Raw genomic sequence first — 15,582 nt, 5'->3', positions numbered from 1 at the left:
TTGGGAAAAGATAGAACCATAAAGACAACATTAAGAGGACTGGTTTTGAGCATTTTGTTTTCCGAAGCCCGCATTGGCAACATGACCCTAAAGAACCGTTTTGTGCGCAGCGCAACGTGGGAGAACATGGCGACCGAAGATGGCCACATGACGGATAAGCTTTACGATATTTACGAAGAGTTGGCGAAAGGTGAAGTGGGTTTAATTGTTACTGGTTATGCCAATATCGTGGAAGAAGAGAAACCCAACGCTGGGATGATGGGGATCTACAACGACTCTTTTATTGAAGAATACAAAAAGCTAACAGAGCTAGTACATCAACACGATTCTAAAATCGTAATGCAAATTGCTTACGGTGGAACCAAAACCACCTACAACGTCGGTGAGCGTGTCATCTTCGCTCCGAGTGACGTGCCTGAGCGTGGCACGAATACGCAAGGCAAAGTGATGACTAAGGACGAAATCGACTACATCGTAAAGGCATTCGCATTGGCGAGTAAACGTGCTCAAGACGCTGGTTTTGACGGCGTAGAGATTCATGCGGCGCACACTTATTTAATTAACCAGTTTTTAAGCCCGTACTATAATCGTCGCGAAGACGAATACGGTGGTGGCTTAGAAAATCGCATGCGTGTCCTTTTAGAAATTTTTTCTGAAACCAGAAAGCTGGTTGGGAGCGAATTTCCCATCCTCGTTAAACTGACGGCAACAGAGTTCTTTGACGGCGGTTTAACGTTCGATGAAACTCGCGTCGTCTGTAAGAAACTTGAAGAAGTAGGCGTTGATGCGATCATCGTATCTGGCAATGTTCACGGCAAAGCAAACGAACTTGTTGGTGAAACGTTCGATGGTTATACACTACAAGAAGAAGGTTACTTTCACGAATATGGGCACGTGATCAGTCAGGACGTTAACATACCGGTGATTACTGTCGGCGGATTGAGTGACATTGATGCGATTGAGAAAATTGCAGAAAACACAGATATCCAATTTTTCGCTGTGTCACGTCCTTTATTGGCTGAGCCTCAGTTAATAAAGCGCTGGAAAGAGGGTAATCGAGCGCCAGTGGATTGCGAACGTTGCTCAAAGTGCCGTACCAAACGTGGTAACTTTTGCGTAGTGTATAAGAATCGAAATCGTCGTAAATAACCCACCTTAAGTGACGGTATGTCACTGATTAATAATGCAATAGTCTTCTAAAATACTAAGAAGGCTATTCTATTTAATTCAATATCACTGCCTCTAACGGCTATTCACTATTCGCAGTCCGAAATATTTTTATAATCCTATTTAATTGATAAATAAAGGTAATATAATTAATTATTAAAAATATTAATTATAAGACAAAGTTTCATATCTGAAACTAAATTGCATTCTAAACTTACAATGAACTTATTAATAATTAGGTGCGAGTGTCACGCAGGGTAAAGAATACAGAAGGTGCTTTGAGGTGCGGTATCATTGCGATAACTATCTGATTTTTATAACTGTGTTTCAGCTTTATCGAACCCAAGAGAGTAAGGGAATTTGTGACCCTGCGGTATCGTTACTGTGGGGCCTTGTTTATTTGCTGAAAATAGCTACTCAAACGTCACGTTTAATTGTGAGGGACTTGTATTAGCTTGTCGTTGCATTGTGCTTTGCAAGCCTCATGTAAAACGTGAGAGGCAATTAATATGAATAGTCTAGAAAATGCAACCATTGAACACTTCAAAAATCAATTTCAGGGTGATGTTGTTTTGCCCGGAGATCCTACGTACGACGAAGTTCGTCAAATCTGGAATGGCATGATAGATCGCAGTCCCGGTGTTATCGCTCGCTGCAAGTCTGCCGATGATGTCGTGATGGCGGTTAACTTTGCTCGGGATAACAATCAGCTACTTTCGGTCCGAGGTGGTGGGCATAATATTGCGGGCAATGCGGTTTGCGATCATGGTGTGATGATCGACTTGTCGCTTTTGAATCATGTTCAAGTGGATGAAAGCGAAAGAAGGGCTTTCGTTGAACCTGGCTGTACGTTGGCTGATGTCGATGAGGCCACACAAAAATATGGATTAGCAACGCCTGTCGGCATTAATTCAACCACGGGAATTGCGGGGTTAACGCTTGGTGGTGGTTTTGGTTGGTTGAGCCGAAAATATGGTATGACGATAGACAACTTGGTCTCTGCAAATGTCGTAACTGCAGATGGTCGTCAACTGCTCGCGAATGAGACAGAAAATGCCGATTTGTTCTGGGCGTTACGTGGGGGCGGCGGTAACTTTGGTATCGTTACGCGTTTTGAATTCCAGCTACATCCTGTCGGTCCAGAGGTGTTAAGTGGTCTCATTGTCTTTCCATTTGAGCAAGCGAAATCCATTATCACCCAGTTTGCGAAATTCACTGAGTCGGCCCCTGATGATCTAAGTGTCTGGATGGTGAGTCGGAAAGCGCCGCCACTCCCATTCTTACCTGAAAGCGTTCACGGAAAAGAAGTGGTTGTACTCGCGATATGTTATGCGGGTGACCCGGCTGAAGGTGAGAAGTTAATTGCACCGTTGAGAGAGTTTGGTGATGCACATGGTGAGCACGTTGGTGTACAGCCATTTGCGGCGTGGCAGCAAGCGTTTGATCCATTGCTTACTCCGGGCGCACGTAACTATTGGAAATCGCGCAATTTTAACTCGCTAAGCGAAGGTGTGATTGATGCAGCGATAGAATACGCAGGTAAGTTACCATCGCCTCAGTGTGAGATTTTTATCGCCTCTCTTGGCTGCGCTGCCTCTAGACCTGAGCCCGAGTCTATGGCTTATTCTAGCCGTGATGCAAACTATGTATTAAATGTACATGGAAGATGGGATTTAGCAGAAGATGATGAAGCTTGCATCAGCTGGGCAAGGGAATTTTTTGCCAAGACTAAGCCCTATGCAAGTGGCGGAGCGTATATCAATTTCCTTACACAAGACGAAGCTGAACGTACAGAGTCTGCCTACGGTCCAACCTTTGCGCGCTTACAAGAAGTGAAGAAGAAGTTTGATCCAAATAATTTGTTCAGAATGAATCAGAATATCAAGCCAGAATAAGTGGAATAAGAGCGTCGTCATTTCATATGACCGGATCTGTCACTTAATATCAAATAACAGTGGCTCTAAAATCTAATGGAGCCACTGTTAGCTAAAACCTTCGAACTACGTATCTTCATCTTGATAGTTTAGATAACGTACACACAAATCATGAAACGCTTTAGCTTGAGGCGAGATCGTGCGGTCAGTCAACGTAAAGATACCAATTTGCCTTTCAAGCGGTGGATCGATAAGCGGGATCCAAACCAAGCGTGTTTCATTGGTTGGGAAAGCAAGCTTCGGTAGGGTCGTGACACCAATCCCAAGTTCTAAGACAGAAAACAGCGAAGTGATATTCTCGACCGAATAGAGCGCTTGCTCACTCAGCGCTCTGGCTGGGGTTGGATCGAGAAGCGTACAGGTGCCGTTACGAATAAAAGGCTGTTCGAGCAAAGTTTGCCACTCGATTCCCTCTGTTTGATCGGCAATAGGGTTATCTTTTAAACACACCACGCCAATGGGGTCGGACAACAGCGGTGTAAAGTCAATGCCGCCCTCATCAAGGTGAGAGGGGTTACCGAGCGCCAAGTCGACTTCACCGGAGAGTAAGCGAGCCTCGACGCCCGCCGCGTTATCATCGATTAAGCTTACTTCTACATTTGGATACTGCTCGCAAAAGGCACCCAACACGCTCGGGATGAGTTTCGCTGCAACAGAAGGAACGCTCGCAATTCGCACTCTCCCTTGCTGTCCGGCCGCGGCAGCTTTGAGATCGTTGTCCAGCGCACTGTAGATATTGAGAAACTGAACCACCTTGGGCAAACAAATCTCACCAAAAGGCGTTAATTTGGTTTTGTTGCCGGGCTCAAACAGCGTTTGTCCTAGCATTTTCTCTAGCTCTTTTATCGACGTGGAGAGCGCAGCCTGAGATCGATTTGCACGATGTGAAGCGGCTCGAAAGCCCCTTCCTCGACTACCATCACAAAATGCATTAATTGTTGAAGCTTAATACTCATCCCTAATGCCTCTTAATCCCTTTATTTACGTTATTCTCAATGAGGTGATAAGTTTTATTTATCAAATGTAAAAAATTTACCGTTAGATTTATCGCCTGTCAATGTGCATCATTTAACTGTATTGAAACAAAGTTGTTACAAAGGTTGAAAGGCACGTGAATACTTCTACTAAAAAACATCCAGTAAAAACCAGTCTATTTGCTTCTAAAGCGCCGCTTGAATGGGCGATTGTTAACAATGGAACTCTGTATACAGCACAAATTCCTATTGATGATACAGGCGCGGTTGTTGAAGGTGGCATCGAAGCACAAACACGTCAAACCTTTAACAATCTCATTCACACCCTGGAGTGTGCAGGGGAGTCTTTGGACTCTGTATTGCAGGTCCTGATTTACGTGACCGACAGAGAATACTTAAAAACCGTTAACCAAGTGTACGCGGAATATTTTGAAGCGCCGTACCCAAATCGCGCCGCCATGGTGGTTGCAGGGTTAGCACGAGAAGAAATGTTGGTGGAGTTTGTCGTCTACGCGTCGGCAAGCCAACCAGAATAAATCCAACAAGAATAATTGAGATCAGTGAGTGGGTGGCTTGCCATCACAAATCGGAAGAACAAGGAAAGAACCATGACTTTTATTAACAATGTTCAAGCAGAAAAATCCCTCTATATAGCAGGTGAATGGCAATCGGGCATGGACACCATCGCCAATATTAACCCTTCTGATATCAGCGAAAACATTGGCGATTTCGCACAAGCGAGTGTGTCTCAAGTAGAGCAAGCGATTCAAGCGGCTAAATCAGCGCAGCCAGAGTGGGAAAAAACACCAATCGAGCGCAAACAAGCAGTGCTGCAAGCGATTGGTGATGAGCTCATTACACGATGTGACGAATTGGGCACTTTGCTGTCGCGTGAAGAAGGTAAGCCATTTGCTGAAGGTCGAGGTGAGATTTACCGTGCTGGCCAATTCTTCCAATATTTTGCTGCTGAGGTACTGCGTCAAATTGGCGATAACGCTGCTTCCGTCCGTCCAGGTGTCTCCGTTGAAGTTACTCGCGAAGCCGTCGGCGTTATCGCCATTATCTCTCCTTGGAACTTCCCAACAGCAACAGCGGCTTGGAAAATCGCGCCAGCACTTGCGTTTGGCAACAGTGTCGTCTGGAAGCCTGCCAACCTAACTCCAGCAAGTGCCGTTGCACTGACTGAGATTATCCATCGCCAAGGTTTACCTGCTGGCACGTTTAACCTCGTTTTGGGTAGCGGTTCGCAAGTTGGTAATACCCTTATCAATTCGAAAGATGTGAACGGCGTGAGCTTCACTGGCTCTGTGGACACAGGCCGTAAAGTAGCGGCGGCAACGGCACCAAACTTTGTGCGTTGTCAGCTAGAGATGGGCAGCAAAAACGCGCTCGTAGTGGCAGATGATGCAGACATTCAAATTGCCGTTGAAGCCACAATCGCAGGCTCATTCTCGGGTGCGGGTCAAAAGTGTACCGCGTCTTCTCGTCTTGTGGTTATGGACGGAATTCACGACGCGTATGTTGAAGCGCTAATCCAACGCATGAGCGAATTAAAAGTGGGTCACGCACTGGAAGAGGGCGTATTCATGGGCCCTGTTGTTGATGGTAACCAGCTGAATGCGAACTTTGAGTGGATCGAAAACGCTCGCCAAGCGGGCGCAGAGCTGGCTTTTGGTGGCGAGCGTCTGAGCCTAGAGCATGACGGGTACTACATGTCACCAACCCTGTTCTTGAACACACAAAACAGCTGGGAAGTGAACCAAGAAGAAGTCTTTGCACCAATGGCAAGCGTGATTCGCGTTTCTGATCTGGATGAGGCAATTGCAGTCGCGAACGATACGCGCTTTGGCCTGACAGGCGGCATTATTACGCAAAGCCTGCGCAATAGCGCGATCTTCAAACAGCAAGTCCAAACGGGCTGCGTCATGGTGAACTTGCCAACTGCGGGTACAGATTATCACGTCCCATTTGGTGGCCGTAAAGAATCTAGCTTTGGTCCTCGTGAGCAAGGTCAGTACGCCAAAGAGTTCTACACCGTGGTGAAAACCGCTTATCAGCGCCCTTACTAAGAACAGCAGGGTAGCTGATGGTGTCAGCTACCCGCACTGAAAGGCTAAGAAATTGTTTAAGGAGTGGTTATGTACCAACAACGGATTGTGATTGACGGATTGCAGTACTGCAATTGGGATCGAGAGTACTTCCAAACACTCAAGGCGAGTGGCATTACCGCCGTTCATGCCACTATCGTCTACCACGAAACTGCGCGCGAAACCTTAACGCGTTTTGCTGAGTGGAACTTGCGCTTCGAGCAAAATGCGGACCTCATCATGCCTATTTATTCAATGGCAGATGTAGAAAAAGCCAAAGCAGAAGGCAAAGTCGGCATCTTCTTCGGCGCGCAAAATTGCTCACCTATCGATGATGAAATTGGCCTGATTGAAGTGATGCGCCGCCAAGGTCTGCTGATCATGCAACTGACCTACAACAACCAAAGCTTACTGGCGACAGGTTGTTACGAACAAAACGATTCCGGCGTAACTCGCTTTGGTAAGCAAGCGATTGAAGAGATGAACCGAGTCGGGATGATCATTGATATGTCCCACAGCGCGGAGCGTTCAACGTTGGAAGCTATCGAGCTCTCTTCGCGTCCAATTTGTATCAGCCATGCTAACCCGACATTTGCGCATGACGCACTGCGTAACAAGTCCAACACCGTGATCAAAGCACTGACGGAGCGCGGCGGTTTGATTGGATTCAGTTTATATCCGTTCCATTTGCCAAATGGCAGCCAGTGCACGCTGGATGATTTCTGCCAGATGGTTGCGAAAACCGCAGACATGTTTGGCGTTGACCATTTAGGTATCGGTAGCGATTTGTGCTTAAACCAGCCGCAACAAGTGTTGGAGTGGATGCGCAACGGTCGTTGGTCAAAAGCGATGGATTACGGCGAAGGTTCGGCAAGTAACTCGGGATGGCCAGATGCGCTGCCATGGTTCTGCGGCAGTGCAGGGATGGAGAACATCTACAACGGATTAATGCGTCACGGATTCAGTGAATCTGAGGCAGGAAAAATATTGGGTGAAAACTGGTTTAACTTCCTCAAAGAAGGATTAGAGCCTATTTCATAGTACACCCAAAATTAGGAACCGCCTGCCTACATAACAACAATACGGCAGGCGTAAAACTCACATTTGTAGCCAGTCTTTGGCAGCTGCAAAGAACCTCTGGAGCCAGAGTATGTCTGATTTAACCAATAGCATGAAAGCTTCCACGATGAGCGTGTCATCGGACAAGTCAAAAGCAACACACAACACATCAACAACAGAAAACACGACGGACAAATTAGGACTGAATAACCCGGCCTTTTGGTATAGCGGTGGTTTTATCGCGTTGTTCGTTGCTATTGCACTTTATGACGGCGAGCTATTATCTACGATCGTTAACGCCGGCTTTGGCTGGGCTGTGCAGGTGTTTGGTCCTTACTGGCAGTTACTGCTGCTTCTCACTTTTCTTATTGGTCTTGGCTTGGCTGCAGGGCGAACAGGCAAGGTGATGTTGGGCGGGATTGCTAAACCAGAAATGGATTCTTTCCGCTGGATGGCGATTATTTTCTGTACCTTATTGGCTGGTGGTGGTGTTTTCTGGGCCGCGGCTGAGCCTATAGCACACTATGTTAGCCCACCCCCTTTATACGGCGCGCAAGATAACCCGCAGCAAGGTGCGGTGAATGCGTTGTCGCAATCCTTTATGCACTGGGGCTTTCTGGCTTGGGCGATTGTCGGTAGCTTAACTTCCATCGTGGTGATGCACCTGCATTACGACAAAGGCTTACCGCTAAAACCCCGTATTTTACTTTATCCAGTGTTGGGCGAACGAGCACTTAAAGGCCAACTCGGTGCATTGATTGACGCATGCTGCATTATCGCGGTAGCCGCGGGCACCATCGGGCCAATTGGGTTTCTAGGCTTGCAGGTTAGCTACGCGTTAAATGCGCTGTTTGATATTCCTGATGGCTTTACCACTCAGCTTATTATCATTTTGTTTGCGATTGCGCTTTACACCTTGTCTGCACTCAGTGGATTAAGCCGAGGCATGCAACTGCTTAGTCGTTACAACGTGATTCTGGCAATGGCATTGATGGTTTACATCCTGTTTTTTGGCCCTACGAATTTTATCTTTAACGGATACATTCAAGGTGTCGGAAGCATGCTGGATAACTTTATCCCAATGGCGACCTACCGCGGTGATGAAGGTTGGCTAAGCTGGTGGACAGTATTTTTCTGGGGCTGGTTCCTTGGTTATGGTCCGATGATGGCAATCTTTATTGCGCGTATTTCCCGTGGTCGCACTATTCGCCAAGTTATTTCAACCATCAGTATTGTGGCTCCGCTCACCACCTGTTTTTGGTTCACGATTGTAGGCGGATCTGGCCTTGCGTTTGAAATTGCTGAGCCGGGTAGTGTGAGTGCGGCGTTTGAAGGCTTTAACTTGCCAGGTGCTTTGCTTGCGGTGACTCAGCAACTACCAATGCCAATGCTGACTTCAATTCTATTTCTGGTTTTAACCACGATCTTCATCGTCACGACGGGCGACTCAATGACCTACACAATCAGTGTCGTGATCAGTGGTGAAACGGAGCCGAATGCGATCATCCGTACCTTCTGGGGCGTAATGATGGGTGTGACAGCTCTGATCCTGATTTCGCTTGGCTCTGGCGGCATCTCTGCACTGCAATCTTTCATTGTAATTACCGCGGTTCCGGTTTCGCTGATTCTGTTGCCGTCACTTTGGAATGCACCGCAAATCGCAATCAAAATGGCGAAAGAGCAAGGACTATAACAATTATCTAATTCAAACAACGTGGAGCTTGTGCGGGTGTTTTCCTCCTGCATCCGCACAAACCCTAGTATTCTTACAATAACAAATAGGTGGTGAGCAAAATGGATGCACATCGTTCTACTTATACGGAAGCAACTATGCGCGATGCAGCGATTGTCATGGCAGCCGAAAGGCTTGGCGCAATGCACCAAAACCGAATCAGCTTTGTTCGTAGTCTGATTCGTAATATGGCAAGCCAAAACTGGCAAGTAACCAAGCATGAGTGGCAACTTTGTCCACGTGGTTATGGTCACGTTATTTACAAGTTGACCACGCCAGAGCACGTTTATCATTTGGTGGTTTTCTGTGATGAAATTGCTGATGACGAGCGTAATGACCGCGTCATTGCTGAAAAGTGGGACGTCACATTCGCACTGGTTCAAGGCGATGTTGATGTTACTTTGTTGGAAAGATTGCGAGCAAATGTACCGCTGCAAGAAGCGGGACGCAATCCAAACAACGTACTTGTTCTGGCTCGCGCAAACAAAAGCGTGCGCGTGTTTGAGCACATTGTTAGCGCGCTTTCTCAAGGCAAGCAGCCCGAGCCAAAAGAGCTGGCGGAAGTGGGTTATATCCTGCGCACCACAGCTGTTTATGGTAACGGAAAGTTTGGTATCGCCGATTTCAAACTGTTAGAGAATAACCCAGATTTCAGCCAGTCTTTTAGTGCGCAAATGTGTGCCGTATATATGTTGCGTGAATTCAGCCTGGATTGGGTGCACTACCTAGCACTTCAGCAAGGAGGCGACAACGCGGTGGCTTTGCATCGTGGCTTGCAGCGCTACCTTGGTGTCGGCAATGCTACTGGCTTGGGCATGGCTCCATACTTGATTAATCACCCGTGCATCGTTGACCAATGGATGACCTCTCGCGAACGTGCGGTAGCGCGAGTCTTTGCGATGCCGTGTGAAGCTTCATTCCATGCTCCTTTGCAAGGATTACTACAAAAAGCGCAGCGTCATTTAGAGCAAGTCATCACCATCAATGAACATCAAGACAGGCTCAATCATCAAGCGACAGCAGACATCAAACAACTGCTATCGGAGCTAACAACGTTAATGGCATCACATCCGAACTGGGCGAGTTTGGTCGAGCAAAAGAAAACAATGAGTGTGGAAGCCCAAGAAATCCTCACCTCTTGCTTGATCGAGCTCTACCCATCTTTAGTGGACGAATTTGCCAGCCAAATGAATACGGATGAAACGTTATCTATTCCGGGCGGGAAAAAGATCCAAGATTTACTTGAGGTGTTGCAAAGCAAATACCGCTGGGCGATTGATGCGGATTACTCACTAGCCGAGAACAACTACTGGTTCTGGTATCGTTCACAAGACAAAGAAGAACCAAGGCTTGGTGTTCGTGGGGAAGAGGCAGGAGAAGAAAAAGAGCTGCCGCTTGATATCGGCAGACAAGTGAATCGCTTGTACCACGCCTTGCTTGGTTGTGATGAAGAAATGTCCGTAGCAGAGTTTCTATTGCAAAAACCGACTTACCGTTCGATCACACGTCGCGTATGGACGTTAGGCAATCGAGCAATGGGTGATATTCAAATGAACGTGCTACGCCAAGATGCACTGCCAATGCACTTATTGCGTTGTAAGTTGGCGATCTTTGGTGCGACTAAGTTTGATCCGCGCTCGGATCGTTGGGTTCGAGTTACTTTCTTCCAAGGTGCGCCGCTGTTAGATGAAATTCACGATCCTAAACTGGCGGACACATGGATTTTCCCGAGCATGCCGGAACGAGAAGAAATTGCGCAAAGTGACAATCAAAAAATCAACGGAGGATTTGCATTATGATCGTCTCTCACAACGAATTGGTGGCCGCGGTTAATAAGGCATTTCTTGGCATGCGCCGTCACTGTGGTGAGGCGGATGTCATTGCGAACATGGTGGCGGACTTGCAAATGGTTGGCTTGCACGGGGTGCGTCACTTTAATAACGCCAGCCTGTTTCTTGGGTTAGATTCGGACTGCGCCGTATCGGTGACCAACAGCACGCCATCGAGTATCGAGATGGATTTGCACAATGGCAGTGTGGCGTGCCACTTACCCGCCGTGTTGGATTTCGCACTTGAGAAAATGATCAACAGCAAGTCGATTAATATCACATTGAAACAGTGCCATAACCGTTGGCTAGGTTTTAGTGAGTTGTTGAAGCTCTCTGCAAAAGGCATCGCGTGCCGTGCACAATGGGTCAATGGCTCTAGTCCAAAACGAACGCTTTATGTGTTAAACCGTGGACGAATCGCGCCAGAAGTCTTTTTCTCGGATCAGTTTGATGGGCATGATACGAATTTGCATAGTATGGTTATCGAACTCTCTGTGAACGATTTCGATATCGAGAAAAGCGCACAGGGATACACCATTCACATTGAAGGCGATGAGTTAAGCAACACGCAACAAGCCTCTTGGCAAAATGGTATTTTTGTCGAAGACCAAGAGTGGGAAACATTGAAACAAACCGCAACTGCATTGCTAGTGGAGAATAGTGAGCGTTCCATGCAGGGCGCTGGTGGTGTGGTTTAAGCTCTGAAGGGACGGTGATTCCAAGTTTCAAGTGAGAAGGCTGCGGTTTAGCGGCCTTTTTTGTGCGCGATGTTCGGTCACTTCTTAGGTTCTAAGGCTATGATTATCGTTAAATACCAAGTAGAGCGACATAGGGAAGAAAAATGGACCTGCAAGAGAACAAAAGAAATGCCATTGCGTTTTACGAAACCGCCTATCGAGGTAATCCAAAAAAGGCAGTTGAAGACTACGTTGGCGATGAGTACATTCAGCACAATCCATTAGTTGGAAATGGCCCTGAGGCTTTTATCGAGTATTTTGAGCGGATGCAAAACGAGTATCCCAATAAAGACATTACGTTTGTGCGAGCCATTGCTGAGGGGAATTTGGTGGCACTACACACTCACCAAACATGGCCTAATGATATTGAATACGTGACGATGGATTTCTTTCGTTTTGATCATAATGGGAAAATCGTCGAACATTGGGACGCTCTGCAAGAGATTCCTAAAGAAACATTGAATGGCCACACCATGTATTAACGAATCGTTGATTAGTCTCCCATGCCGTTTATTCAAACGGTATGGGAGGTTAAATGATTTGTGGCACTCTAAGTATCAATCATCAAAGCGCTTTTTCTATTTTCACCGCTACGTCTTCAGATACCCAACCTTTCCATAAGTCAGGGTAGGTATTAAAGAAGTAAAACATCGCTTCTTCACCATCTGCGTAGTTATCTTCCATCCAGGCCAGCATTTCACTCATTTGCTCGTTGGTAAATCCGCGTTTCTGCAAGTACGCGAATGCTTGGGGTTCTTTGCTCGCAAACGCCTCAGTTGTTACTGTGCGAACTGGAGAAGGTGGGTACATTGTTACTTTTGGTGAAGCGCAATCAGGCTGGGTGGTACAGTTGCGATACTCTTCCAGATCCGTTCCGCTACCAAAATCCACTTTGACCATATCATACTTGCCCAATACGGGTGTTGGTGACCAGTAGTAACCAAACCAAGGCATTTTGCGATCATAGGCTTTGGCGATGGTGCCAGCTAATGCTGCGCCAGAGCCTGGGTCAACCATCTCAAAGCCGTGCTCACTTAACCCTAATGCATTAAACAAGTGACCGGAGGTGATTTGGCATGTCCAACCAGCAGGGCAGCTATAAAAGGCGAACTTGTCATCATCCTCTGGGTGTTCAAATAGTTTGGCGTGCTTGATGACGCCTTCTATCGTCGCGAGCTCTGGATATTGTTTTACCAGATAGGCGGGAACCCAAAACCCTTCTTCACCGCCATTGACAAGCGATTCACCAGCGATACGCAAGCGTTTATCCGCAATCCCTTTATCAAGTGCTTCTTTAATACCGTTTGTCCATAACTCTGGCGCAACGTCAGGCTGCCCCTTTTCAATCATAGAGGTGCCTGTAGGAACGCTATCACCAGGGATCAATTCCGCATCGCACTGGTAGCCTTCATTTAAGACAAATTGGTCGATGTGCGCCATTAAGCTGGCCGAATTCCAATTCATATCCGCGATGGTTATTTTTCCACATTCATCCGCATTTGCGTGAGTTGATAATGCTGATAGCAGCAGAACAGAGAGCATTGAAGGTGTCGTCTTCATGTGACTGAATTTCCTTGTCGTTGTCATTTACTTCAGTATATACATCGGTTTATAAAGATTCAGTGAACAAGGTTTTTTCAGTGACGTTAAGCATAAAAACGGCGATTTATGAAGCGTTTAGTGAGAGTGGTTGAAAGGGAGTTAATACAGCAAGAACCCCCCTTCGTAGCCGCCGATCTCAATGTGAGAAACATAGTCGCCGATGTTACCGTCTTGATCTACAGGTCGCATAGGCTCTGGAAGTGCGATAGTTATCTTCGGTGAGGAGAAGTAATCGATATTCTTGCCAAAGAAATCAGTCCGATACAGCACTCGGCCTTTGGTGAACTCTCGGGCTAACACCATCTCCGTAGGGCCATGCATCACTACCGTATCGTCTGAGCGATACGCAAAGTACGTATGGGTTGGTAACAATTCGATAGCGCCATTAGGCAAGTCAGGATGAGCCACTTTGCTCATAGAAGCATCTCCAATCACCGTGTAATCGGCGGAATAGGGCGTGCTGGTGGAGATCATTAGCGGAGTCGCCTGATACCCATCTGGGATTTGATTGGCTGGCGTACCTAAATCGATGGCAAGCAAGGTGCTAGGTTGATAAGCAATATTCTTTGGTACGCCTGCCTTCCAGAAGTTGTTACCGGTGGTGTTATTGCTTCCATATACGTAACCATTATTCCACTGACTAAAGTAACTGTGCTCAGGGTGATAGTTTAAGTAGAACACCGCTAGTGCAGAATATTGGTCCTGCTTCCAATTGTTTTGTGTGTTACCAAAGTATTGAACGCGACCATAACGCGTTGTTGCTTGATAAATCACTTTCTGGCCAACTTTGGCGAGAGAAGAGTTGTCCCAAAACTTAGCCAAGCCAGCATAGCCACTAAAGCCGGTAGAAGGGAAAAGGTAATGCTCGCGCAAGTACAAGGAGCCAGCACCAACCAAGTGGTTTTGGCCGTTACGACCGAATAAGTTGGCCGCGCCTATGTTGAGGCCAATTAACGCATCCGCATCCAGCGTCGCCAATTTGTTTAAGAACGCCGAGAATTGCGCTTGGTACGCATCGTCAGCAGCTTGGCTACCCGCCACCAAACCAAGCTCATCCACCGTACCACCGGAATAAACGTAGAACTGATTTTCTCCGAGTAACTTATTCGTGTCGTCGTTGTACGCACCATTTAAACCTTGTTTCGCCCATTCAGCTTGGTAATAGTGGCGCATTGTATTGGTAAAAACGGGATTGCCGAGATTGGTCAATGCCCAAGAAGAGGTTTGATTCCACATACGACCAAATGGAATAACCCGTGACTCCCAACGAAATCGTGCCGTTGCATTCTTATTCGAACGGTTTTTGTATTCATGCCAAGAAAGATAATTGTCTTGGTTTCGATCTGCAGATTTGTCGAAGCCACGAATTTGTCGCCAGCGTTGAATGGTTTGACCTTCAGGTGTCTCCGTTGGTGCTCCTGAGACATTGACGACAGGGAAGCTATCTTTGAGTTGAATGTTTTCGAGACGTGGGCGGTTTTCTATGTTGTCGTCATGCCAAGTAATTTTCGCAAAGTAAAGGCGGCCGCCGTCGCGTAAAAAGGTGGAGCCAAAGTACTGACCGCCACCATAAGTTTTTCCGCTACCATCATGCGTTGTAGCGCGAACCCAATCCGAAGGAACAGACCAGTTTACTGTTTGGTCTTTGGTCATGCCCTGTGTTCTATCCTTCTTAATATCAAAGGGCTTCCACTCCGATACCTGACCAAACGAGTCGATAGCAGAAGGGTATTCAATCGTAAAGCTGCCACCTTGAGCAAGCTGAGAGAACGTAAAGGCTAAGCGGTCGAACTTCTCTGAGTGATAGACATAGAGGGCTCCACCATTATTCGCCTGGCCAAATACATCAGCATCCCATGGCGGTGGTTGATATAGCCAAAAACCGGCGTGGTCAGCGCTAGCCGTATAGACAAAGATCATCGGTTTTCGATTGAGTAGAGTATTCTCGCCATGGCTTGAGTCAACCTCTGCGATGATAGTGTCTTCAGAAAAGTGGAGAAAGAAATCTTCGTAGTCAACTCCATTCAGTTCTGCTTGGTTACGTATATCGTTTTCCAGCCAACCTGAGTTAAGTTCCAGCTTTTGGTTGTACATGTAACCAAGCGCTTTTACACGCTCGTTATCACTCTTATTTTCGTAAGCTCCAAACACGATATCGGCATTATCCAACTCCCATTCAAGTGCAGCGGCAGCAGAGATAGGCTTATCTTGAAGATCAATACCCTGTTCATGCAACCCAGGTAACACGATTGCTGTTTTACTCCAAACGTTGGGTACAGAAAGCAAGCTCAAAGAAATGAGTGTAACGAGAGAAAAACAATGCAACTTCAACATGGAGTTATCCCATTAATACTTAGATGACTCAAATTAAGAGTCAGATACAAAAAGAAATTATAGTCCATTCGCGAAGTCGTAATCTGGCCCCTACCATAGAGGACTTTACAGGAAAACTAACAGGGGA

At 46.8% G+C, this 15,582-nt stretch carries 11 protein-coding genes and 1 pseudogene; 9 read left to right on the top strand and 3 right to left on the bottom strand.

Going from position 1 to position 15,582, the window contains the following annotated elements:
• Nucleotides 1-45: 45 nt before the first annotated feature.
• Nucleotides 46-1,149, top strand: a complete 1,104-nt coding sequence (locus P4S59_RS21925) for an NADH:flavin oxidoreductase (RefSeq protein ID WP_085343641.1) — start codon at nucleotides 46-48, stop codon at nucleotides 1,147-1,149.
• 527 nt (nucleotides 1,150-1,676) lie between these two features.
• A complete protein-coding gene (locus P4S59_RS21920; RefSeq protein ID WP_337169053.1) occupies nucleotides 1,677-3,062 on the top strand; it encodes an FAD-binding oxidoreductase in 1,386 nt (461 codons plus the stop codon).
• 105 nt (nucleotides 3,063-3,167) lie between these two features.
• Here the strand turns inward: P4S59_RS21920 and P4S59_RS21915 are convergent.
• Nucleotides 3,168-4,057 (bottom strand): annotated as a pseudogene (locus P4S59_RS21915) (LysR substrate-binding domain-containing protein).
• Nucleotides 4,058-4,212: 155 nt separating this feature from the next.
• Between P4S59_RS21915 and P4S59_RS21910 the strand changes: the two are divergent.
• From P4S59_RS21910 to P4S59_RS21880, 7 genes are all read left to right on the top strand, one after another.
• On the top strand, nucleotides 4,213-4,611 hold the full coding sequence (locus tag P4S59_RS21910; RefSeq protein WP_012842492.1) for a RidA family protein: 399 nt from the start codon (nucleotides 4,213-4,215) through the stop codon (nucleotides 4,609-4,611).
• Between the two features lie 72 nt (nucleotides 4,612-4,683).
• Nucleotides 4,684-6,144: an aldehyde dehydrogenase family protein gene (locus tag P4S59_RS21905; protein WP_337160572.1), complete on the top strand. Its 1,461-nt coding sequence runs from the start codon at nucleotides 4,684-4,686 to the stop codon at nucleotides 6,142-6,144.
• A gap of 69 nt (nucleotides 6,145-6,213) precedes the next feature.
• Nucleotides 6,214-7,203 (top strand): membrane dipeptidase, encoded by a 990-nt coding sequence (locus tag P4S59_RS21900; RefSeq protein ID WP_006742451.1) that lies wholly within the window; start codon nucleotides 6,214-6,216, stop codon nucleotides 7,201-7,203.
• A gap of 109 nt (nucleotides 7,204-7,312) precedes the next feature.
• The gene (locus P4S59_RS21895; protein ID WP_085343644.1) at nucleotides 7,313-8,914 is read left to right on the top strand and encodes a BCCT family transporter; all 1,602 of its coding nucleotides are present in this window, start codon (nucleotides 7,313-7,315) and stop codon (nucleotides 8,912-8,914) included.
• Between the two features lie 101 nt (nucleotides 8,915-9,015).
• Entirely contained in the window at nucleotides 9,016-10,752 is a 1,737-nt protein-coding gene (locus tag P4S59_RS21890; protein ID WP_085343645.1) for a hypothetical protein, read from the top strand.
• The gene (locus P4S59_RS21885) at nucleotides 10,749-11,480 is read left to right on the top strand and encodes a DUF3726 domain-containing protein (protein WP_085343646.1); all 732 of its coding nucleotides are present in this window, start codon (nucleotides 10,749-10,751) and stop codon (nucleotides 11,478-11,480) included. Before P4S59_RS21890 ends, P4S59_RS21885 begins: the two co-directional genes overlap by 4 nt.
• A gap of 143 nt (nucleotides 11,481-11,623) precedes the next feature.
• Complete coding sequence (locus P4S59_RS21880; RefSeq protein WP_048625191.1) at nucleotides 11,624-12,001, top strand: nuclear transport factor 2 family protein; 378 nt, start codon at nucleotides 11,624-11,626, stop codon at nucleotides 11,999-12,001.
• An 82-nt stretch (nucleotides 12,002-12,083) separates the two neighbouring features.
• On the opposite strand, the gene P4S59_RS21875 is transcribed toward P4S59_RS21880, so the two are convergent.
• Both P4S59_RS21875 and P4S59_RS21870 read right to left on the bottom strand, forming a co-directional pair.
• Entirely contained in the window at nucleotides 12,084-13,079 is a 996-nt protein-coding gene (locus P4S59_RS21875) for an ABC transporter substrate-binding protein (RefSeq protein WP_085343647.1), read from the bottom strand.
• A gap of 141 nt (nucleotides 13,080-13,220) precedes the next feature.
• Nucleotides 13,221-15,455 (bottom strand): hypothetical protein, encoded by a 2,235-nt coding sequence (locus P4S59_RS21870; protein ID WP_337169052.1) that lies wholly within the window; start codon nucleotides 15,453-15,455, stop codon nucleotides 13,221-13,223.
• Between the last annotated feature and the right edge of the window lie 127 nt (nucleotides 15,456-15,582).

This window comes from Vibrio sp. M60_M70 (assembly GCF_037162085.1).
Taxonomy (GTDB): Bacteria; Pseudomonadota; Gammaproteobacteria; order Enterobacterales; family Vibrionaceae; genus Vibrio; species Vibrio diabolicus.
This window is presented reverse-complemented; position numbering and strand designations above follow the sequence as displayed.